20 protein-coding genes are annotated in these 21,506 nt (G+C 71.1%); 13 read left to right on the top strand and 7 right to left on the bottom strand.

The features are described 5' to 3' along the window. The first annotated feature begins 9 nt into the window (after positions 1-9). Genes RKE50_RS02760 through RKE50_RS02740 form a run of 5 tightly spaced genes read left to right on the top strand, consistent with a single transcriptional unit; the run spans position 10 to position 4,375 of the window. Positions 10-936 carry a branched-chain amino acid transaminase gene (locus RKE50_RS02760; RefSeq protein WP_350034214.1) on the top strand — a complete coding sequence of 309 codons (927 nt, stop codon included), beginning with the start codon at positions 10-12 and terminating at the stop codon, positions 934-936. Continuing rightward, complete coding sequence (locus tag RKE50_RS02755) at positions 915-1,775, top strand: alpha/beta hydrolase (protein ID WP_350034212.1); 861 nt, start codon at positions 915-917, stop codon at positions 1,773-1,775. Before RKE50_RS02760 ends, RKE50_RS02755 begins: the two co-directional genes overlap by 22 nt. Further along, on the top strand, positions 1,772-2,650 hold the full coding sequence (gene rfbD, locus RKE50_RS02750; RefSeq protein ID WP_350034210.1) for a dTDP-4-dehydrorhamnose reductase: 879 nt from the start codon (positions 1,772-1,774) through the stop codon (positions 2,648-2,650). Before RKE50_RS02755 ends, rfbD begins: the two co-directional genes overlap by 4 nt. Next, the gene (rfbB, locus tag RKE50_RS02745; RefSeq protein ID WP_350034208.1) at positions 2,647-3,711 is read left to right on the top strand and encodes a dTDP-glucose 4,6-dehydratase; all 1,065 of its coding nucleotides are present in this window, start codon (positions 2,647-2,649) and stop codon (positions 3,709-3,711) included. Before rfbD ends, rfbB begins: the two co-directional genes overlap by 4 nt. Before the next feature lie 37 nt (positions 3,712-3,748). Beyond that, entirely contained in the window at positions 3,749-4,375 is a 627-nt protein-coding gene (locus RKE50_RS02740; RefSeq protein WP_350034206.1) for a lysoplasmalogenase, read from the top strand. A gap of 74 nt (positions 4,376-4,449) precedes the next feature. On the opposite strand, the gene rfbC is transcribed toward RKE50_RS02740, so the two are convergent. After that, positions 4,450-4,998 carry a dTDP-4-dehydrorhamnose 3,5-epimerase gene (gene rfbC, locus RKE50_RS02735; RefSeq protein ID WP_350034204.1) on the bottom strand — a complete coding sequence of 183 codons (549 nt, stop codon included), beginning with the start codon at positions 4,996-4,998 and terminating at the stop codon, positions 4,450-4,452. Further along, complete coding sequence (rfbA, locus tag RKE50_RS02730; RefSeq protein WP_350034202.1) at positions 4,988-5,899, bottom strand: glucose-1-phosphate thymidylyltransferase RfbA; 912 nt, start codon at positions 5,897-5,899, stop codon at positions 4,988-4,990. Before rfbA ends, rfbC begins: the two co-directional genes overlap by 11 nt. A gap of 219 nt (positions 5,900-6,118) precedes the next feature. On the opposite strand from rfbA, the gene RKE50_RS02725 reads away from it, so the two are divergent. The 3 genes from RKE50_RS02725 to RKE50_RS02715 are packed head-to-tail and all read left to right on the top strand — an operon-like array spanning position 6,119 to position 9,247. Continuing rightward, the gene (locus RKE50_RS02725) at positions 6,119-7,486 is read left to right on the top strand and encodes a glycosyltransferase family 4 protein (protein ID WP_350034200.1); all 1,368 of its coding nucleotides are present in this window, start codon (positions 6,119-6,121) and stop codon (positions 7,484-7,486) included. Then, positions 7,473-8,174, top strand: coding sequence for a class I SAM-dependent methyltransferase (locus tag RKE50_RS02720; RefSeq protein ID WP_350034199.1), 702 nt, complete (start codon positions 7,473-7,475; stop codon positions 8,172-8,174). Before RKE50_RS02725 ends, RKE50_RS02720 begins: the two co-directional genes overlap by 14 nt. Continuing rightward, positions 8,171-9,247 (top strand): prenyltransferase/squalene oxidase repeat-containing protein, encoded by a 1,077-nt coding sequence (locus RKE50_RS02715; RefSeq protein ID WP_350034197.1) that lies wholly within the window; start codon positions 8,171-8,173, stop codon positions 9,245-9,247. The genes RKE50_RS02720 and RKE50_RS02715 overlap by 4 nt, the downstream gene beginning before the upstream one ends. A 33-nt stretch (positions 9,248-9,280) precedes the next feature. Here RKE50_RS02715 and RKE50_RS02710 read toward each other — a convergent pair whose 3' ends face one another. After that, positions 9,281-9,898: a class I SAM-dependent methyltransferase gene (locus RKE50_RS02710; protein WP_350034195.1), complete on the bottom strand. Its 618-nt coding sequence runs from the start codon at positions 9,896-9,898 to the stop codon at positions 9,281-9,283. A gap of 8 nt (positions 9,899-9,906) precedes the next feature. After that, complete coding sequence (locus RKE50_RS02705; RefSeq protein ID WP_350034194.1) at positions 9,907-11,334, bottom strand: TolC family outer membrane protein; 1,428 nt, start codon at positions 11,332-11,334, stop codon at positions 9,907-9,909. 278 nt (positions 11,335-11,612) lie between these two features. Between RKE50_RS02705 and RKE50_RS02700 the strand changes: the two genes are divergently transcribed. From RKE50_RS02700 to RKE50_RS02685, 4 genes are all read left to right on the top strand, one after another. Further along, positions 11,613-12,041, top strand: a complete 429-nt coding sequence (locus RKE50_RS02700; RefSeq protein ID WP_350034193.1) for a DUF1249 domain-containing protein — start codon at positions 11,613-11,615, stop codon at positions 12,039-12,041. An 11-nt stretch (positions 12,042-12,052) separates the two neighbouring features. Then, positions 12,053-12,886: a 3',5'-cyclic-AMP phosphodiesterase gene (cpdA, locus tag RKE50_RS02695; RefSeq protein WP_350034192.1), complete on the top strand. Its 834-nt coding sequence runs from the start codon at positions 12,053-12,055 to the stop codon at positions 12,884-12,886. 150 nt (positions 12,887-13,036) lie between these two features. Next, entirely contained in the window at positions 13,037-14,926 is a 1,890-nt protein-coding gene (parE, locus tag RKE50_RS02690; protein ID WP_350034191.1) for a DNA topoisomerase IV subunit B, read from the top strand. 107 nt (positions 14,927-15,033) lie between these two features. After that, entirely contained in the window at positions 15,034-15,612 is a 579-nt protein-coding gene (locus RKE50_RS02685; RefSeq protein WP_350034189.1) for a YceI family protein, read from the top strand. Positions 15,613-15,639: 27 nt separating this feature from the next. Here the strand turns inward: RKE50_RS02685 and RKE50_RS02680 are convergent, their stop codons facing one another. Next, positions 15,640-17,886, bottom strand: a complete 2,247-nt coding sequence (locus RKE50_RS02680) for a multiheme c-type cytochrome (RefSeq protein ID WP_350034188.1) — start codon at positions 17,884-17,886, stop codon at positions 15,640-15,642. A 150-nt stretch (positions 17,887-18,036) separates the two neighbouring features. Here RKE50_RS02680 and RKE50_RS02675 point away from each other — a divergent pair, with 150 nt between their 5' ends. Next, positions 18,037-18,765 (top strand): glutamine amidotransferase-related protein, encoded by a 729-nt coding sequence (locus RKE50_RS02675; RefSeq protein ID WP_350034187.1) that lies wholly within the window; start codon positions 18,037-18,039, stop codon positions 18,763-18,765. Here the strand turns inward: RKE50_RS02675 and RKE50_RS02670 are convergent. Next, positions 18,762-19,142: an STAS domain-containing protein gene (locus RKE50_RS02670; RefSeq protein ID WP_350034186.1), complete on the bottom strand. Its 381-nt coding sequence runs from the start codon at positions 19,140-19,142 to the stop codon at positions 18,762-18,764. The two genes, RKE50_RS02675 and RKE50_RS02670, sit on opposite strands and share 4 nt — an antisense overlap. Continuing rightward, entirely contained in the window at positions 19,133-21,490 is a 2,358-nt protein-coding gene (locus RKE50_RS02665; protein ID WP_350034185.1) for a SpoIIE family protein phosphatase, read from the bottom strand. Before RKE50_RS02665 ends, RKE50_RS02670 begins: the two co-directional genes overlap by 10 nt. Positions 21,491-21,506: the final 16 nt, after the last annotated feature.

Below are 21,506 nucleotides of genomic sequence, written 5' to 3'. Positions count from 1 at the left end.
GAGCAGGGCATGACATTCGCTGACCGCGACGGGTTGATCTGGCTGGACGGGGAGATGGTCCCCTGGCGTGACGCGAAGGTGCACGTGCTCACCCACACCCTGCACTACGGGCTCGGCGTTTTCGAGGGCGTGCGCGCCTACCGCACCCCGGATCGCGGCACCTGCATCTTCCGCCTCGAGGAGCACACCAACCGCCTGTTCAACTCGGCGAAGATCCTCGGCATGAAAATGCCCTTCGACCGCACGACGATCAACGAGGCCCAGCGCAGCGTGGTGCGCGAGAACGGTCTCGAGGAAGCCTACCTGCGCCCGCTGTGCTTCTACGGCTCCGAGGCCATGGGCCTGCGCGCCGACAACCTCGAAACGCACGTGATGATCGCCTCCTGGGAGTGGCCCTCCTACATGGACCCGGAAGCGCGCGAGCGGGGCATCAAGGTGCGCACGTCGTCCTACACGCGGCACCACGTCAACATCACCATGTGCAAGGCCAAGGCCTGCGGCAACTACATCAATTCCATGCTCGCCCTGCGCGAGGCCATCGACTCCGGCGCGGAGGAGGCCCTCCTCCTGGACAACGAGGGCTACGTGGCCGAGGGCAGCGGCGAGAACATCTTCCTCGTTCGCGGCGACCGCATCTACACGCCGGACCTGACCTCCTGCCTCGACGGCATCACCCGGGCCACGGTGTTCGCCCTGGCGGCGGAACTCGGCTACCGCATCGAGGAGCGGCGCATCACCCGCGACGAGGTGTACATCGCCGACGAGGCTTTCTTTACCGGCACCGCGGCGGAGGTCGTGCCGATCCAGTCGCTCGACGGCCGCGTCATCGGCGAGGGCCGGCGCGGTCCGGTGACCGAAAAGCTCCAGGCCATGTACTTCGACGCGGTGCGCGGCAAGCGGCCGGAGAACAGCGCATGGCTGACCCCGGTGGCATGAGCGGCCAGGCGCCCGGTGCCCCCGGCGAGGGGCGCCTCGCCGACGGGACCTTCTACCGGTACTGGCCGGTGGCGAACCCGGTGGCCGTGGTGCTCCTCGCGCACGGGGCCGGCGAGCACAGTGGCCGCTATGCCGCCGTTGCCGGGTGGCTGAACGAGCGCGGCATCGCGGTGCTCGCGCCGGACCACCGCGGTCACGGGCAGTCCCCCGGGCACCGCGCGCACATCGACCGTTTCGCCGATTTCTTCGAGCCCCTGGACGCCCTGCGCGATCGCATCGACGAGGATTACCCCGACCTGCCCTGCTTCCTGGTGGGCCACAGCATGGGCGGCCTGATCGCTGCCCGTTACCTCCTCGACCGCCGGGACCGCTTCACCGGTGCCGCCCTGTCCGGCGCGGCCCTGGCCGTGGCCGAACCGCCGTCGGTGGTGGCGATCTGGATCAACCGGCTGCTGGCCGCGCTGTTCCCGCGCCTGGGGGTGCTGCAGCTGGATGCCAGCGGCATCAGCCGGGACCCCGAGGTGGTGGCGGCCTACCGCGCCGACCCGCTCGTCCACACGGGCAAGTTCAGCGCCCGCCTGGTGGTGGAACTGTTCTCCGCCATGGGCGAGGTAGAGAAGCGGCGCGGCGAACTGCGGCTGCCGCTGCTGGTCATGCACGGCGATGCCGATGCCATGACGGCGCCGTCCGGCTCCGAGGCCTTTGTCGCCGGCGCCGGCTCCGAGGACAAGACCCTTTGCCTGTACCCGGGGCTGTACCACGAGATCTTCAACGAGCCCGAGCGCGAGACCGTTCTGGCGGACCTCTACGACTGGCTCCGGGCCCGCTGCCCGCCGTGAGCGGCGGCGCCCTGGTGACCGGTGCCGGCGGCCAGCTCGGCCGTGAGCTGGTCCTTACTTCTCCGCAAGGCCCCGACTGCGCTGCCCTCGATCGCGAGGCCCTCGATATCACCGATGCGGCCGCCATCGGCCGCACCCTCGATGCGCTGGCGCCGCGGGTGGTCATCAATGCGGCGGCCTACACCGCCGTCGACCGCGCCGAGGCCGAGCCCGGCGCGGCCGACGCCATCAACGGGACGGCGCCGGGGCTGCTCGCGGCGGCCTGTGCCGAGCGCGGGGTGCGCCTGCTGCACGTCTCTACCGACTTCGTCTTCGACGGGCGCGCCTCCAGCCCCTACGCCCCGGAGGCCGCGCCGGCGCCGCTGGGCGCCTACGGCCGCAGCAAGCTCGCCGGCGAGGACGCCGTGCGCGCCTCCCTGGCCGACGCGATCGTGCTGCGCACGGGCTGGGTCTACTCGCGGCACGGCGGCAATTTCGTGAAGACCATGCTCCGGCTCATGGCCGAGCGCGAGGAGCTCACGGTGGTCGCCGAGCAGGTCGGGACCCCCACCTGGGCCCGGGGGCTGGCCCTGGCGCTGTGGGCCTTCGTCGAGCGCCCGGCGCTCGCCGGCACCTATCATTTCAGCGACGCCGGCGTGGCCAGCTGGTACGACTTCGCCGTCGCCATCGGCGAGGAGGCCCTGGCCCTGGGCCTGCTGCGGCGACTGCCGCGCATCCTGCCGGTGCCGACGGCCGCCTACCCGACGCCCGCGCAGCGGCCGGCCTACAGCGTTCTCGACAAGGGCGCGACCTGGCGGGACCTCGCCATCGACGGGGTGCACTGGCGCCGCCAGCTGCGCCTGATGCTGCACGATCTCAAGGAGCAGGGGGCATGAGCCGCACGCTACTCGTGACCGGCGGCGCCGGTTTCATCGGCGCCAACTTCGTTCACTACTGGCTCGACGCCCACCCGGCGGACCGGGTGGTGGTCTACGACGCGCTCACCTATGCGGGCAACCGCGCGAGCCTTGCCAGCCGCGAGGACGACGAGCGCTTCCATTTCGTCGAAGCGGATATCTGCGACCGCGACGCCGTCGCGCGCTGCCTGCGCGAGCACGCCGCGGACACGATCGTCCACTTCGCCGCCGAGAGCCACGTGGACCGCTCCATCAGCGGCCCGGACGCCTTCGTCCGCTCGAACGTGCTCGGCACGCACAGCCTGCTCGAGGCGGCGCGCGCCGAGTGGCTCGCCGGAAGCGGGCGCCCGCACCGTTTCCACCACGTGTCCACGGACGAGGTCTACGGCACCCTCGGCCCGGGCGACCCGGCCTTCCGCGAGGACACGCCCTACGCCCCGAACTCGCCCTATGCCGCGAGCAAGGCCGCCGCGGACCACCTCGTGCGCGCGGCCCACCACACCTACGGGCTCGAGGTGACCACGAGCAACTGCTCGAACAATTACGGGCCCTACCACTTTCCCGAGAAACTCATTCCCCTCTGCCTGACCAATATCCTCCGCGGCCGGCCGCTGCCCGTGTACGGCGACGGCAGCAACATCCGCGACTGGCTCTTCGTGGAGGACCACTGCCGGGGCATCGAGGGCGTGCTCGAGCGCGGCGTCGTCGGCGAGAGCTACAACATCGGCGGCAACAACGAGTGGGCCAACCTCGACATCGTCCACCTGCTCTGCGACCAGCTCGACGCCCGCTTTGCAGCGGACGGCGAGCTCGCCCGGCGCTTCCCCGACGCGCCGCCGGCCCGCGGCGCCAGCGCCCGCGAGCTGGTGACCTTCGTCACGGACCGGGCGGGGCACGACTGGCGCTATGCCATCGACGCCGGCCGCGCCGAGCGGGAGCTGGGCTACGCGCCGCAGGAAGACTTCGAGAGCGGCCTTGCGCGCACCATCGACTGGTACCTCGGCCGGGAGGACTGGTGGCGGCCGCTGTTGCCGGACTGATGGCGGATCGAGGCCGGGTGGAAAGCGGGCGGATGCCATGACCGTGCGTAGCGCCCTGGAGGCGCTGTTTCTCTTCAGCGCCGTGGTGTTCGTTGTCGCGCCGGGCGCCGGCCCGGGGCCGACGCCCCTCGTCCTCAAGGTGACCCCCATCGCCAGCCTGGCGGCACTCGTGCTGCTGCAGCGCGGCGCGGGCTGGGTGCCGGTGCTTGCGGCCCTGGTTTTTTCGGCAACCGGCGACCTGTCGCTCGAGCTCGGGGCCTTTGTCCCGGGGCTCGGCGCGTTCCTGCTCGCGCACCTCTGCTACATCGCGGCCTTCGCGGCGCGGCCGCGGTTCTCGGCCGGGGGGGTGCTCCTCGCGCTCGGGCTGCTTGCCTTTGCAGCCGGCCTCGGCAGGCTGCTGCTGCCCGAAACCGGTACGCTCGCCCCGGCGGTGCTGGCCTACCTCGCGGTGATCACGGCCATGGCCCTGGTGGCCGCCTTCTGCGGCGCCGGCCGCTGGGCCGTCGCCGGTGCGGTGGCCTTCGTCCTCTCGGATGCGCTGATCGCCGTGAACCGCTTCCTCGAGCCGGTCCCCGGGGCGCGCCACGCGATCATGCTGCTTTACTACGCGGCGCAGTTCGGGCTCACGGCCCGGGCCCGGGGCTGGCCGGCCGGGCCTGGCTGAGGAGAGACTCCCGCCTCCGCCCCCGGAAACAGTGATGAGCCACGGGAAGGCTCAGCCAGCGCAGCGGCGGTGACTCAGCCCAGCAGCGGCACCTCGGCGAAGGCCAGGCCCTGGCGGTCCTTGTCGGACAGGCGCGGGGCTTCATCGCCGGGGAGCGGCCAGTCGATGCCTACCGTGGGATCGTCCCAGGCCAGGGTGACTTCGGACTCCGGGTGGTAGCGGTCCGTGCACTTGTAGAGGAAGTCGGCGCTCTCGGACAGGACGTAGAAGCCGTGGGCGAAGCCCGGCGGCACCCAGAGCATGTGGTGGTTGTGGTCGCCGAGTTCCGCGCCGACCCACCGGCCGAGGGTCGGGCTGTCCCGGCGCAGGTCCACGGCGACGTCGAAGACGCGGCCGCTGGTGACGCGCACAAGCTTCCCCTGGGTGTGTTCCGTCTGGTAGTGCAGGCCGCGCAGCGTGCCCCGGGTCGAGCGGCTGTGATTGTCCTGCACGAAGCCGAGGTCGAAGCCCGCGTCGCGGAAAGTGGCGGCGTTCCAGCTCTCGAGAAAGAACCCGCGGCTGTCGCCGAAGACGCGGGGCTTGAGCAGGTAGACGCCGGGGATGGCGGTGGCTTCAAAGTCCATCGAACACCGCCATGTCGCCCTGCAGCAGGCGCTGCAGGTAGAGGCCGTAGCCGCTCTTCTGAAGTGGTGCAGCCAGGGCCTCGAGCTGGGCCGCGTCGATGTAGCCCATGCGGAAGGCGATTTCCTCCGGGCAGGCGATCTTCAGGCCCTGGCGCTCCTCGACCACGCGGATGAAATTGGCGGCGTCGAGCAGCGAGTTGTGCGTGCCCGTGTCGAGCCAGGCGGTGCCGCGGCCCATCACTTCCACCCGCAGGTCGCCGCGGGCGAGGTAGGCCCGGTTGACGTCGGTGATCTCCAGCTCGCCGCGGGAGGAGGGCCGGATGCCGGCGGCGATATCGACCACGTCGTTGTCATAGAAATAGAGGCCGGTGACGGCGTAGCTCGAGCGCGGCCGCGCCGGCTTCTCCTCGATGTCGATGGCCACGCCGGCCTCGTCGAAGGCGACCACGCCGTAGCGCTCCGGGTCCTGCACATAGTAGGCGAAGACCGAGGCGCCGTGCTCGCGGGCGGCGGCGCTGCGCAGGGAATCGGTGAAACCGTGGCCGTAGAAGATGTTGTCGCCGAGAACCAGGGCCGCCGGGGCGCTGCCGATGAACTCGCGGCCGAGAATGAAGGCCTGGGCGAGGCCGTCCGGACTCGGCTGCACGGTGTACTGGAGGCTGATCCCCCACTGGCTGCCGTCGCCGAGCAGGTCGCTGAAGGCGCGCTGGTCCCGCGGGGTGGTGATGACCAGGATGTCGCGGATGCCCGCCGCCATGAGCGTGGCCAGCGGGTAGTAGATCATCGGCTTGTCGTACACCGGCATGAGCTGCTTGCTCACCGTGCTGGTGAGCGGGTGCAGGCGGGTGCCGCTGCCGCCGGCGAGGATGATGCCCCGGTAGCTGGTCTCTCCTGTCGCCATGGCCTGCCGTTCCATCCCTGGGGTGGGCCAGTATAGCGACGGCGGCCCGGCCCTGTCGCCCCGCGCCTGCCTCCCCGCCCTTCCTTGTTTGCCTTCCGCTTTGCGCGCGGCGGCGGGTGAATTTCCCCGGCGCCATTGTTAACATTGGCAACTTTCCGGCAGCAGAGTTCGCCCGCCCGATTCCCCCCTCCACCGTGTGCCCGCGCGGCGCCGGGCGAGGTGTGCACGCGGGGCCGGCACCGATCGGGGGACGCCCACATCGCACAGTTCGATAACAACCTGGCCCTGCTCCGCGAGGGCATCCCGGCCGCGGAGCCCGTGCCGCCCCCGCCGGCGGTCGCGCCCGCGCTCGACCGGCCGCTGCGCATCGCCCTTCTCGGCTACCGCAGCCAGCCCTACGGCGGGGGCCAGGGGATCTACCTCAAGTACCTGAGCAAGGCGCTGGTCGATGCCGGCCACCGGGTCGACGTGATCTCCGGGCCGCCCTACCCCCACCTCGACCCGCGGGTCCCGCTCATCGAGCTGCCGAGCCTGGACCTGTTCGAGAACGGGCTCGGCTCCCTGCGGCCGCGCCACCTGGCGTCCTATACCGACATGGTGGAGTGGACCAGCAAACTCACCGGCGGCTTCGCCGAGCCGTACACCTTCGGCCGGCGGGTGGTGAAATGCCTGCGCCGGCATCGGGACCGCTACGACCTCGTGCATGACAACCAGAGCCTGTCCTACGGCATGCTGGCACTGCAGCGCCTCGGCATCCCGCTGGTCAGCACCATCCACCACCCGATTACCCACGATCTTCGCCTGGCCCTCGACGCGGCTCGCGGCCCCGTGGAGCGGCTGCTCATCCGGCGCTGGCACAGTTTCCTGCGCATGCAGAAGCACGTCGCCCGGCGTCTCGACCACGTCGTGACCGTCTCCGAATGCTCCCGGCGCGATATCGGCGCGGACTTCGGCATCGACCCGGCGCAGGTCGACCTCGTCTACAACGGCATAGACACCGCCGTCTTCCGGCCGCTCCCGGACACCCCCCGGCACCCGCGGCGGCTCATGGCGACGGCCTCCGCCGACGCGCCGCTGAAAGGCCTGCGCTACCTGCTCCTGGCCTACGCCGAGCTGCTTCGTGACGACCCGGACCTGGAGCTGCTGGTGATCGGCCGGCCCCAGCCCGGCGGCAAGACCGAGCAGCTGCTCGACCGGCTCGGCCTTGCCGGCCGCGTGCGCTTCGAGCGCGGGATCAGCACGGAGACCCTGGTGCAGCGCTACGCGGAGGCGACGGTCGCGGTGGTGCCCTCGCTCTACGAGGGCTTCGGCCTGCCCGCGGGGGAGGCCATGGCCTGCGGTGTCCCGGTGGTGGCGACCGATGGCGGCGCCCTGCCGGAGATCGTCGGCGACGCCGGCGTCACCGTGCCCCGGGGCGATGCCGCGGCGCTGGCCGCCGCCCTGCGCGGGCTGCTCCGCGACCCGGCCCGCCGCCAGGCCCTGGGCATCGCCGGCCGGCGCCGCATCGTCGACAACTTCAGCTGGTCTGTCTGCGCCGGCGCCATGGTCGCCTACTACCGCCGCGTGCTCGCCCGTGCAGACCGTTGATTTCAGCTTCCTGGCGCTGCCCGCCGGCGCCCGGGTGCTCGACCTGGGCTGCGGCGAGGGGCGTCACGTGCACGGTGCCGCCTTCGCCGGCTTCGAGACCGTGGGCGTCGACCTGTCCCCCGGCGACCTCGCCACGGCCCGCGCACGGCTCGCAGAGCTGCCGCCCCCGGCGCCGGCGGCCGTGGTGGCCGCGGACGCCCTCACGTTACCCTTCGCCGACGGTGCTTTCGATGCGGTCATCATGAGCGAGGTGCTCGAGCACATCCCGGACTACCGCGCCGCCCTGGCCGAGGCGACCCGGGTGCTGCGCCCCGACGGGCTGCTCTGCGTGAGCGTCCCGCGGGCCTGGCCGGAGCGCCTGTGCTGGCGCCTGAGCCGCGGCTACCACCAGGTGCCCGGCGGCCACCTGCGCATCTTCCGGCGCGAGGCGCTGGAGCGGGAAGTTGCCGGCGTGGGCTACCGCTGCTATCACCGCCACGGTGCGCACGCGCTGCACGTGCCCTACTGGTGGCTGCAGTGCCTGTTCTGGGAGCACCGCGAGCGCAGCTGGCTGGTGCGTGCCTGGCACCGGCTGCTCGTCTGGGACATGCTGAAGGCGCCCTGGCTCACCCGCCGCCTCGAAAAGCTCCTCGACCCGTTCCTGGGCAAGAGCGTTGTGCTCTACTTCCGCCGCGAGGCGACGCCGTGAGCGGCCCCTACCTGAGCCCGGGCCTGTTCCCGCGCGACCTGCTGCGGCCGACGGTTCAGTTCATTCTCGACAGCCAGTGCGAGAGCGGCGAGATTCCCTGGTTCCCGGGCAACTACACCGACCCCTGGGACCACGTGGAAGCGGCCATGGGTCTCGCCATCGGCGGCGAAGTCGAGGCCGCCGCGCGCGCCTATGACTGGCTCGCGGCGCGGCAGCTGGAGGACGGCAGCTGGTGGGCCGCCTACCGCGGCGCGTTGCCGGATAATCTCGAGCGCCGGGAGAGCAACTTCGTCGCCTACGCCGCCACCGGTGTCTGGCACCACTACCTCGTGACCGGCGACGACGATTTCCTGCTGCGCTACTGGCCGATGGTCGAGCGGGCGGTGGGCTTCGTGCTGTCGCTGCAATCGGAGCACGGCGAGATCGACTGGGCCGTGGACGGGGACGGGCGGCCCAAGGGCGATGCGCTCGTTACCGGCTGCAGCTCCATCTACAAGAGCCTCGAGTGCGCGGTCAATATCGCCGCGACCGTCGGCCGGCCCCGCCCGGCCTGGCTGCGCGCCCGCGCGCGCCTGGGCGAGGCGCTGCGCCGGCGGCCGGAGCGCTTCGACCGCACCTGGGAAAGCAAGGCCCGCTTTTCCATGGACTGGTTCTACCCGGTTCTCACCGGGGCGGTGCAGGGTGCCGCGGCGCGGGCACGGCTCACGGCGCGCTGGGATGCCTTCGTCGAGCCGGGGCTCGGCTGCCGCTGCGTGGTGGAGGAACCCTGGGTGACCGTGGCCGAGTCCTGCGAGCTGGTCATGGCGCTGCTTGCCGCCGGCGACCACGCCCGGGCCGTCGAGCTCTACAGCTGGCTGCACCAGTGGCGCGACGGCGACGGCGCCTACTGGACCGGCTACCAGTTCGTGGAGGACCTGCTCTGGCCCGCGGAGAAGCCCACCTGGACCGCCGGCGCCGTGCTCCTCGCCGCCGATGCGCTCACCGGCCACACCGGCGCCTCGCGCCTTTTCACCTCGGTGGAGCTGCTGGGCGGCGCCGAGGCCCGGGAAAGCGCCCGCCCGCCGCGGCTTTAGGCGGTATTCAGCGGTGGTGCTCAGAGGTATTGTTTATAGGCGCCTGAGCACCCGCAGGCTTCCCACGGCGTCGATTTCGTCGAACAGTCCCGAGTCCAGTGCCAGCCGGCGCACGGCCGCCGGGGCCTGGCCGCCGCCGGCCGGGTCCGGGTAGACGTCGTGGATGGCGAGGACGCCGCCCCGGGCGACCTTGCCGGCCCAGGCGCGGTAGTCCGCCAGCGCGGCGTCCAGGCTGTGCCCGCCGTCGATGAACACCAGGCCCGCGGTCCCCGGGAAGTGGCTGGCGAACAGCGTGCCTTCTGCCACCACGGGCAGCACGTAGGGCTCGAGGCCCGCGCTGGCCAGGGTCCGGCGGAAGCAGCCGAAGGTATCCACCGCGCCCGTGGCCTGATCGAGCAGGGCCGGGTCGTGAAAGGCCCCGCCGGGCTGGTGTTCCTCGGAACCGCGGTGGTGGTCCACGGCGTAGAGGGCACCGCCGGCGTCGCGGCAGGCACAGCCCAGGTAGACGGCGGAGCGGCCGCAGTAGCTGCCGATCTCGACCAGGGGGCCTAGCGCCACCGCCCGGCAGCCGTGCCGGTACAGGGTCTCGCCCTCCTCCGGTGCGAGGAAGCCGGGCACGCGGTCGATCGCCAGGGGCAGTTCGAGGCCCATGCGGGGCGCTATTCTTCTTCGCTGTCTTCCGAGGCCGTGGGGGGCGGCGGCTCCACCAGGGAGCTGTCCAGGCGATAGACATCCTCCGGGCTCAGGAGGCCCGCCTGCTCTTTCAGCCGCAGCATGTTCAGGATGTAGTCGTAGCGGCTGTTGGCGTAGTCGCGCTGGGCGGCGAACAGCGTGTTCTGCGCGTTGAGCACATCGACGACGTTGCGCGTGCCGACCTCGTAGCCGGCCTGGGTGGCGTCCAGGGCGCTCTTCGAGGAGACGATGCTCTGCTTGCGCGCCGCGACCTGGGCGACGTCGCTGAGCACGGTCAGGTGCAGGGAGCGCGCCTCGGTCACCGTGTTGCGCGACAGGTTGATGCGGTTTTCCCGGGCGGCGATGAACTCCTGGGCGGCGCGGCGGCGGTTGGCGCTGATGGCGCCGCCGGAGTAGAGCGGCAGGTTGACCTCGATGCCGAAGGCGGTGACATCGCGCTCCTGGTCCGGCGGGAAGTTGAAGATGCCGGCCGGATCCTGGAAGCGCGAGCCGGTGGTCTCCGACTCCGAGTACTGCGCGGTGCCGCTCACGGTCGGGGCGTGGGCGAGCTTGCGCGCCTTGGCGTTCTGCCGCGCCGCTTCCTCGGCGTAGGCTGCCGCCTGCAGGTTGAAGTTGTTCTCCAGGGCGAACTCGACCCACGCGTCGCGCTCGATCGGGTCCGGCTTCTTCGGTTCGAAGGCCTCGGCGAGTATCTCGAGGTTGTCGTGGCGCTTGCCGGTGAGCACGCTCAGGCGCTCCCGCGCCACGTCGAGGGCGTTTTCGTCGCGGATGCGCGTGACCTGCGCCAGGTCATAGGCGGCCTGCGCCTCGTAGACGTCGGTAATGGCGATCAGGCCGACCTCGAAGCGCTGCCGGGTCTGCTCCAGCTGGCGCTCGAAGGCGCGCTCCTGGGCCTTGGACGCCTCGAGGTTGTCCTCGGCCCGAAGGACGCCGAGGTAGGCTTCGACGACGCGAACGATGAGGTTCTGCTGGTTGGCGGCGAAGGTGGCCTCCGCCTGCCTGGTCAGCTCCTTGCCGGACTGGAAGCTGAACCAGGCGGGAAGGTCGAAGATCGCCTGGGAGAGGGACACCTGGTAGGTATCGACATCCGTCTTGGTATTGTCGAAGGTGTCGCCGATGATCGGCACCCCGCCGTTGTCGAAGCCGATGATGCCTGGAGCCGTGGTCTCGACGTCCGAGTCCTGGTAGCTGTAGCCCGCGCTCACCTGGGGCAGCAGCGCCGACAGCGCCACCTTCTCGTCCTCGAGGGAGGCCCGGTACTGCGCCTCCTCGGCCTTGAGCTGGGCGTCGTTCTCCAGCGCCAGTTCGTAGATGTCGGTGAGCGACTCGGCGCCGGCAGTCCCGCTGAGCAGGGCCAACGCCAGGGCCAGGGGGGCCGCGCCAGGTAGTTTCATGCGAAGAATCCTGTGTCTTGTCAGTCGGGCTTGCCGCGGCACGAGTTTAACAGGGGGCCCGGCACGGCGCAGGGGCGTGTGCAACAGTTAACAAAAAAAGAAGCCCCCGGCAGCAGTCGCCATCTTAGGTGTTACACTCATTGAACGCTACGGGCGGTGGGGCCGCTGGTCTCAGCAAGAACTCGCCCCGTCGTTTTTCATAGGAGACGCACCCGGAGGGATCGACGCTGGCCCTACGTCCGCAAAGAAAGCCCCGTCAATGCAAGCCGCGTTACAAGGTGGACCTGACGGCCCTGCACGCGCTGTGCGAGGCAAACTACGCGCGGCTGGTGCGGTTGTTCCCGGATTACGAGGTGACGAACCGCCGCGAGTTCCAGCTCGGTGACGAGCGCGTGCTGCTCGAGGTTCTCGAGCGCAGCCGCTACACCACCCATGTCCGCCTGCATTCCCTTGCCCACGTGGAACGCTGGCTGGCGCCGCTTTGCATCGACGTGCGCGCCTACCACGATGCCGGCATGCTCGAGGTCATTTCCTTCCAGACCAGCGGCAGCGTGCGCGGCCGCTACAGCTACCCCAACCCCGCGATGCATCAACAGGACGAGAAGAACCAGCAGAACCGCTTCCTGGCCGACTGGCTGGAGCACTGCCTCCAGCACGGCCTGGCGCCCCTGCCACGCGGCGTCGCCGAGCGCAGCTCAGAGGCCTGACGGGCCCAGGCATGCCGGCCGCCGCGGTTCCAGAGCTCTCCATTTCCGATCCCGGCGGCACGGTGCAACTGGTCCAGGTGACCGACACCCACCTCTCGGCCGTGGCCGGCGGCACCCTCATTGGCATGGACACGGACCGCTCCCTGGTCGCGGTGCTCGAGGCGCTGCGCCGCGCGCACCCGGCGCCGGATGCGCTGCTGGCGACCGGCGACCTGGCCGACGCCGGTGCGCCGGAAGCCTACGAGCGGCTGCTCGGCTACCTCGACGCCGTCACCCCGCGCCACTACTGGCTGCCCGGCAACCACGACGACCGCGGGGCCATGGCCGCGGTCGCGGGCGAGTCGCGTATGCCGCGGGAGCTGCGCCTCGGCGCCTGGCAGGTGCTCATGCTGGATTCCCAGGTCCCCGGGAAGGTCGGCGGCCGGCTCGGTGACGAGGAACTCGCCCGCCTGGAGGCGGGGCTCTCGGCGGCCGCGGCGGCGGGCCTGTACACGCTGGTCTGCCTGCACCACCAGCCGGTGCCCGTGGGCTGCGCCTGGCTCGACGAGCAGCGCGTGGCCGACGCGGAACGGCTCTTCGCCGTGCTCGAGCGCTTCCCCGGCGCCCGGGGCCTGCTCTGGGGTCACGTGCACCAGGCCCTGGAGCGCGACCGCGACGGCCTCAAGCTGTTCTGCACACCGTCGACCTGCGTCCAGTTCAAGCCCGGCCAGGCCGAATTCACCGTGGATGACGCGGCGCCGGGCTTCCGCTGGCTGGCGCTGCACCCGGACGGCCGGATCGACAGCGCCGTGACCCGCGTCCCCGTCGACCTGCCGGTAGACCTCGAGTCCCGCGGTTACCAGTAGGCGGCCGTTTTCACGTCATCGCGGCCTCGCGCTGCCAGTCCTCGTGTACAATCGCGCGGTGCGCCGCTGCGACGGTTCGCCGCAGCGACGGTTCGTCGCCGCGCAGTTGCGCCGTCCCCCTGACGCGCGCCCCGCAGCCAGCGAGGAGTCATGAGCAACTACACCGCTGAAGACATCGAGGTCCTCACCGGGCTGGAGCCGGTGCGCAAGCGCCCCGGCATGTACACGGACACCAGCCGCCCCAACCATCTCGCCCAGGAAGTCATCGACAACAGCGTCGACGAGGCGCTCGCCGGCCATGCCAGCCGCATCGACGTGGTGCTGCACGCGGACGGTTCGGTGACCGTTGCCGACGACGGCCGCGGCATGCCGGTCGACACGCACCCGGGCGAGGGCCGGCCGGGGGTGGAGGTGATCCTCTGCACGCTGCACGCCGGCGGCAAGTTCTCCTCGAAGAACTACCAGTACAGCGGCGGCCTTCACGGCGTCGGGGTCTCCGTGGTGAACGCCCTGTCGAAGGAACTGGAGATCACCATCCGCCGCGACGGGCAGGTGCACCGCATGGCCTTCGCCGGCGGCGAGAAGACCCGCGACCTCGAGGTCATCGACAGCTGCGGCAAGCGCAACACGGGGACCAGCCTGCGTTTCCTGCCGGACGGGAAGTACTTCGACTCGGTGAATTTCTCCGTGCCCCGCCTGGTGCACGTGCTCCGCGCCAAGGCCGTGCTGTGTCCCGGCCTGCGCGTGCGCTTCACCGACGAGAAAAAGAACGAGAGCGAGGAGTGGTACTACGAGGACGGCCTCACGGACTACCTCGCCGACGCGACCATCGACTGGCCGGCAATTCCCGAGGCGCCCTTCACCGGCAGCTTCTCCGGTGCCGGCGAGGCGGTGGACTGGGCCGTGCAGTGGCTGCCGGAAGGCGGTGAGGTGGTCGCCGAGTCCTACGTGAACCTCATTCCCACGCCCCAGGGCGGCACCCACGTGAACGGCCTGCGCAGCGGGCTGCTGGAGGCCATGCGCGAGTTCTGCGAGCTGCGCAACCTGTTGCCCCGCGGCGTCAAGCTGACCCCCGAGGATATCTGGGAGCGCTGCTGCTACGTGCTGTCGAGCAAGCTCGAGGACCCGCAGTTCTCCGGCCAGACCAAGGAGCGGCTGTCGTCCCGGGAGGCGGCGGCGTTCGTGTCCGGCTGCGCCAAGGACGCCTTCAGCCTGTGGCTCAACCAGCACACCGGCGATGCGGAGCGGCTGGCGGAGCTGTGCATCAACAGCGCCCAGCGGCGGCTGCGCTCGGCGAAGAAGGTCGCGCGCAAGAAGGTCAGCGCCGGCCCGGCGCTGCCGGGCAAGCTCGCCGACTGCGCCAGCGAGGACACCGCGCGCAGCGAGCTCTTCCTGGTCGAGGGCGATTCCGCGGGCGGTTCCGCCAAGCAGGCCCGGGACCGGGAGTTCCAGGCCATCCTGCCGCTGCGCGGCAAGATCCTGAACACCTGGGAGGTGGATTCGCAGGAAATCCTCGCCTCGCAGGAAGTGCACAACATCTCCGTGGCGCTCGGCATCGATCCGGGCAGCGACGACCTGAGCGGGCTGCGCTACGGCAAGGTCTGCATCCTCGCCGACGCGGACTCCGACGGGCTGCATATCGCGACGCTCATCTGCGCGCTTTTCGTGCGCCACTTCCGCCCGCTGGTCACCGCCGGCCATGTGTTCGTGGCCATGCCGCCCCTGTACCGCATCGATGTCGGCAAAGAGGTGTACTACGCGCTCGACGAGGGCGAGAAACAGGGCGTCCTCGACCGCATCGCCGCCGAGGGCAAGCGCGGGAAGGTGAACGTGCAGCGCTTCAAGGGCCTCGGCGAGATGAATCCGCTGCAGCTCCGGGAAACCACCATGGACCCGGACACCCGCCGCCTGGTGCGACTGGTCGTGGACGCCGGCGACGAGACCAACAACCTCCTCGACATGCTGCTGGCCAAGAAGCGCTCTGCCGACCGCAGGCACTGGCTGGAGTCCAAGGGCGACCTGGCGGAAGTGCTGGCCTGAGCCCTCGCCGCGCGGCATCGCGGCGCGGGTCATCGACCGGAGTCGATTTGTCGTACCATGTAGTAGATCTAGCTCAACACTCGCCCGGCTACAGGAGGGAGGTTGCCATGCTGACGCACGCTACCCGCGCGACGGCAATTGCGCTGCTTATCGCGGCGAGCGCCGCCGCCCAGGCAGACTGGACGCTGGACGCCGACGCGTCCCGGCTCAGTTTCATATCCACCAAGAACGCCAGCAAGGCGGAGGTCCATCACTTCCGCGAAGTCAGCGGTGCCGTGACCGACAACGGCGACGCGCGCGTCGAGGTGCCCCTCGACAGCGTGGAGACCGCGATCCCCATCCGCAACGAGCGCATGCGCGAATTTCTCTTCGAAACCGCGGACTTCCCGAGCCTCACGATCACGGCCAGCGTCGATCCGGCGCTGCTCGGTACCGCCGGCGCGCAGAGTGGCGCGGTGCCGGTGACGGTCAACCTGCACGGGCAGGAGGCGAGTTACGAGGCGGCGGTCGTTGTCGCCCGGGCCAAGGACGGCAGCCTGACCGTCGCGACCAGCGAGCCCATTGTCGTCAACGCCGCGGATTTCGAACTCGGCGCGGGCATCGCCAAGCTGCAGGAACTCGCCGGCCTCGATTCCATCAGCACGGCCGTGCCGGTGTCGGCGCGGCTGGTGTTCCGCCAGGACTGACGCCCGCGCCGCGGGCGCCCGTTCCCGCTAGCGCCCCCGGGCCATGGCGCCGAAGCGCTCCGCCAGGCGCCGCCAGCTCGTGTTCCCCGGGTCTACCGCGGCCAGTTCGCCGGCGTAGCCGGCAGCGGCCTCTGCCATGCCGAGCTCTGCGCTGTAGTTGGCGAGCGCGAGCAGCACCTCCGGATTGCCCGGAACCTCCCGATTCAGCCGGCGCAGCGCGCGCACGGCGGCACGCGGGTCGCCGAGGTCGTGCAGGGCCACGGCGTGGACGTAGCGGTGCCGCGTACCGTCACGCTCCCGCTCCGCTGCCGCGGTAAGGAAGGTGAGCGCCTGCTCGCTGTCGCCGGCCCGGATCGCCGAAAGGCCAAGGGCGTAGAGCACCTCGCCGCTTTCCGGCGCGATGGCCCGGGCACGCTCCAGTTGCGCGTGGGCCTCCCCGTCGCGGCCGCTCGCCCGCAGCAGGTCGGCCAGGTTGAGGTGGGCCGGTATCAGCTGCGGGTTCAGGCGCAGGGCCTCCCGGTAGGCGGCCTCGGCAGCGACGCCGTCCGCGCGGGCGCTGTGGAACAGCCCGAGCTGCAGCTGCACGGACGGCATGTCGGCATGCCCGGCCTGGATAGCCAGGTATTCCGCGAAGAGGGTTTCCAGGGCCTTGCGGTCGTCGTCGCGCAGGCGGTCGAGGGGCACGGCGGCGAGGCCGGCCGCCACCTCCATCCGCACCGCGGTGACCGGGTCGGTGACCAGGGGCCGGAGCAGGGCGTAGCGCTGGCCCGCCGGCAGGGCCTGCGCGCTGCGCACGGCCGCGAGGCGCAGCAGCGGATCGTCGCCGGCCAGCAGGGGCGCCGCGGTCTCGGCAAGCCGCCGGTCGCCGCTGTTGCCGAGGGTCTCCATCGCCGTCGCGCGCCAGAGCGGGGCGAGCTCTGCGTCCGCTAGCTGGGCGCGGACGCCGTCGGCGGCGCGATGGTCGCCCTCGCGCAGGCGTTGCAGCACCCGCGCCGGGTGGCTGGCGGTGTCGCCCGGCGCCACGCCCCAGTCGCGCAGGGTGGCAAGCGCCCAGGCGGCGTCGCGATCGCCGTGGCAGTCGGTGCAGGCATTGGGCGTGCCGAGGACCAGCGACAGGTCCGGCCGGGGGATCCGCATGCTGTGGTCCCGCCGCGGGTCCACGCCCATATAGGTGGTCGCCGGCATGTGGCAATCGACGCACTGGCTGCCCGGGCCCGGCGCGTGCCGGTGGTGCGCGGCGCTGTCGTAGACCGCCGGCTTGTGGCACTGCGCGCACACCCCGTTACCCGGCGCCCGCAGCGCGTTGCTGTGCGGCTCGTGACAGTTGCTGCAAACCACGCCGGCCAGGTGCATCCTGCTCTGCACGAAAGAACCGTAGACGTAGACTTCGTCGAGGATCTGTCCGTCGGCGTGGTACAGCGGCGGCTGCAGGAAGGACAGGCGATGGGTGTCGAGCAGGTTGGCGCCGTAGTGGTAGTCCCCGAGCGTGCCGCGCCGGGCGTGGCAGCGGCCACAGCTGTCGATCTGCCGGTTGTCCGTGACCGGTTTTTTACGGCGGGCGATGGCCGCGCCGTCCGGGAAGGCCCAGGCGCCGCGCTGGGTGAGGTCGACCGGGAAGCCGCCGGCGGCCGCGCCGGCGAGTTCGCCTCCCTCGGCCAGCGCGACGTGCGTCGCCCCGGGACCGTGGCAGGCCTCGCAGCCCACGTCGATCTCCTCGTAGCTGGTGTCGTAACGCCCGCTGGCCGGCGAGTAGTTCTTGTGCACGTCCGTGCTGTGGCACTCGGCACAGCGGGTGTTCCAGTTCTGGTAGGGGCCGGTCCAGTGCAGGGGGTCGTCGTGGCCGATGCTCTCCTGGGGGTAGAGGTGGTACCAGCGCTGCCCGCCCTCCTCCGCCGGCCGCGTGTCCCAGGCGACCGACAGTGCCTGCAGGCGCCCGTCCGGGAGCGGCAGGAGATACTGCTGCAGGGGATAGACGCCGAAAACGTAGGCGACCTCGTAGTCTTTCAGCCTGCCGTCGGGGCCGTCGGTGCGTACGACGAAGGCGTCGCCGCGGCGGAAGAACCGGGTTTCCACGCCGTTGTAGTCGAAGCGGGCATCGTCGAAATCGCCGAGCACGGTCGCCGGCGTCGGCGCCTGCATGGCCAGGTCGTGGTGCGAGCCCTGCCAGGCCCGGTACTCGGCCTCGTGGCAGTCCGCGCAGCGCCCGCTGCCGAGGTAGTCGCTGGCGAGCGCAGGCGCGGCGAGCAGGCAGAGCAGCAGGACAATTCGGGGCACGGCAATCAGGTTCCTCGGTCGGCAGGGCTCCATGGTAGCGCAAGGGCCACCGCCGGGGTGTTATGGACAGGCCGGGGGTCCCTTTCTACCATGCGCACTTCCCCGGGCCCGGGATCCGGCCCCGAAACTGCCACCGGAGACGACAGCGCCATGAAGCTGGGCATCCTGCGCACCGATACGGTCCGCCCCGAGTGGGCGGGCACCTACGGCGAGTACCCGGACATGTTCGAGGCGCTGCTGGGCGGCCTGGACCCGTCACTCACCTTCGCGACCTGGCACGTGGAGGCCGGGGAGTTCCCGGCCGGCGTGGACGCCGCCGATGCCTGGCTGGTCACCGGCAGCAAGTTCAGCGTCTACGAGGACCTGCCCTGGATCCACCGCCTCCTCGCCTTCATCCGCGGGCTTCACGACGCCGGCAAGCCGCTGGTGGGCATCTGCTTCGGCCACCAGGCCGTCGCGCAGGCCCTCGGTGGCGAGGTGCGCAAATCGGCGAAGGGCTGGGGCGTGGGGCTGCACCGGCACGCCTTCCGGGCGCAGCCGGCCTGGTTCGACGGCGGCGACCCGAGCTTCCGCGTGCTGGTGAGCCACCAGGACCAGGTCGAACGGCCCGCGCCCGGTACGGCGGTGCTCGCCGGCAGCGACTTCTGTGAAAACGCGGTCTGCCAGGTTTGCGAGCACATACTCACCTTCCAGGGACACCCGGAGTTCGTGCCCGGTTATGCCGAGGCCATCATGAACTTCCGCCGCGAGATCATCGGTGAGGAGGTTTACCGGGCGGGGATGGCGTCCCTGGCGGAGGCGCCGGAGCGCGAGCGTATCGGCCGCTGGATTCTCGCCTTCCTGGAGCGGGCCGGCGCCCGGCGTGCAGAGAGCGCCTAGTCGCCGCCGCCGCGGACCCGGGTCTGCATGGCATCGAGGTACTCGTCCAGCTCCCGGTCGTTGGCAAAGACGCGCATGTCAGGGAGCGCCTGCAGGATCTCGAATACCTTGGCGATCTGCGCCTGCCGGTTGGCTACCGAGAGGCTGCGCCCCTCGGCCTTGAGCTGCTTCGCGGCCTTGAAGATTACCCGCAGCCCGGCAGAGGAGATGTAGTCGAGGTCCGCCATGTCCAGCACCACGAGGTGCTGGCCCCCGGCGATGACGCCGTCGAGGGCGTCCTCGAAGCCGGGCGCCGTTTCCGTATTGAGGGCGCCGGCCATGGTCACCCGGGCCATGTCTTTGTCGGCATCGATCGTGGCCGAGGTGGTCAGTTCCATTGCCGGTGCCCGTCGTGGAAGAGTTCGCGATAGCGTACCAAGGTCAGCACGTTCTCCGCCTGGTCGCGGCTGTAGTGCTGCTCATCGGTCAGCCCTGACAGCAAGTGTAGCCCAAGGCCGCCGATCTCGGCACGTTCGCTCGGTACGCCGAGGCGTGCGCGGCGCGCCTCCTCGAGGGGATTGAAGGGCCGGCCCGGGTCGCGCAGCGTGAGCACGGCCTCATCGCGCCGGACCTCGAGGGCGATGGCGGCCTCGCACCCGGCGGGCAGGTCGGCGTATTTCTCGAGGTTGGTGAGCAGTTCCTCCAGGGCGACGGTGAGGTCCCGCGCGCAGTCCTCGCCGAGCGTCGCGAGCAGCGGCTGCGCCTGCAGCCAGCCCAGGCCGGCCGCCGCCAGGCCCGGCCCCGCCGCGAGCCGGATGCCCGTGCGCTCGCCCCGGGGTCGTGCATCGATGATCATGAGCGTCATGTCATCGGCCTGCGGGGTGCCGTCCGCGAAGGCATCGACGGCGGCGATCGCACTCTCGCCTGCGCGCGGGGGTGGCTCGGGCGCGTGCTCGGCAAAGATCCGCGCCAGGGCCTCGCTGCCGAGCATGGCGCCCGCGGGGTTGAAGGCCTCGTCGAGGCCGTCCGTGTACAGGGCGAGGCGCTCGCCGGGGGCGAGGCGCATCGCCTGGCCCTGGAAGCGCGCATCCGGGTTCAGTCCCAGCGCGGGGCCGCCGGCAAGCGCAAGGGGCTCTGCGCCCCGCTCGTCGATGCACAGGGGCGGTGCATGGCCGGCGAGGGCGATCTCGAGGTCCAGGGTCCGGGTATCCAGCACGCCGAGGCACAGCGTCAGGAACATGCAGTTGTCGTTGTCCTCGAGCAGCACCGCGTTCAGCTGGTGCAGGGCGATGGCCGGCGGTACGGGGCCGGGCTGCACCTCCCACTGCTGGATGAGGCTGATGGCCCGGGCCATGAACAGCGCCGCGGGCACGCCTTTGTCGGACACATCGCCGACGGCGAAGAGCAGCTTGTCGCCCTGCAGGTGGAAGGAGTACAGGTCGCCGCCCACGCTGCGGGCCGGGCGCACGGCTGCCCAGAGGGCGATATGTCCCAGGCGCAGCGTGGCACTGCCCCGCTGCGGCAGCATGGAGAGCTGGATATCCCGGGCCGCGGCGAGTTCACCCTCGATGCGGCTGCGGCTCGCGGTAGCTACCGCGAGGTCGTCGATGTAGTCGCCGAGATCGCGGCGCATGGCGTCGAAGGCGCGCACCAGTTGCCCGATCTCGTCGTCGCTGCGTACCCGCGGCAGCTCCACGCCGAGGTGCCCCCGGGCGATGGCGCCGCTGGCCCGCGCCAGCGCCTGGATCGGTGCGACCAGCCGGCGGGTCACCAGCGTCGCCGTGAGAACGATGAGCACCAGCATGGCGACGCCCACGGTGACCACCCGCGTCTCGTAGTCGCGCAGGGGCTTCAGGACTTCCGCCTCGGAATAGACCGCACCGATGAACCAGCCGGTGGGCTCGATGCGGCGCAGCTGCACCGTGCAGCGCGCCTCGAAGCCCGGACAGCGCACCGGCGCGGCGACGGGCTCGCCGTCCGCCGCCTGCCCGAGCAGGGCGCCCCAGCGACGTCCGTCCAGCGGCTTCAGCACTGCCGCGACCGGCCGCACGGCAAGCTCTGCCCGCGGCGCCCCGAGGATCGCCCCGTCGCCGCTGAGCACGAAGCCGAAGCCGTGCTCGCCGAGGTCGACGCCCGTGAGGTAGCGGCGGAACTCGGCCAGGGCGATGTCCGCCGTGATGACTCCGAGAAAGCGGCGCTCAGCCCCGCTCGCGTTGAAGACCGGCACGGAGAAGGTCGTCATGAGCACCTCCCCGCCCCCCGCGTCGTAGTAGGGCTCGACCCAGAGCGGCTTGCCGGCCTCGGCCGCAGCGCGGAACCAGTCCCGCTCCCAGTACGGCTCGGGACCGCCGGCGAGGGTCGTGCGCGCGATGCGCTCGCCGCGGCGGAACACGAAGGGGGCGTAGCCGGCAGGATCCTCCACCAGCTCGGGATTGACGGCGAGGGCTGCCCCGAAAATGTGGCGGTTGCCCTCGACCAGTGCCTCGAGCGCGAGCTCGAGCCTGCCCGTATCGGCCGGGTTCTGTGCCGCCAGCTCCGCGAGCACGCGTACCGGCGTTTCGACCCCTTCCGCCATGCCGTCGATGAGCTCGCGCGCATTGGCGAGCGAGCTGCGGGCGCTGTCCTCGAGCTGCTGGATGATCCCCGCCCGCGACAGCCGGTAGTCCACCAGCAGCCCCAGCGCGATGATCAGCCCCGCGCTCAGCGTCAGCGGGACGGTGAGCCGGGCTGCAAGAGACTGGCGCATGACCGTGCGCGCTTCG

This window comes from Pseudohaliea sp., assembly GCF_040217025.1.
In the GTDB taxonomy this organism is placed as follows: Bacteria; Pseudomonadota; Gammaproteobacteria; order Pseudomonadales; family Halieaceae; genus Pseudohaliea.
This window is presented reverse-complemented; position numbering and strand designations above follow the sequence as displayed.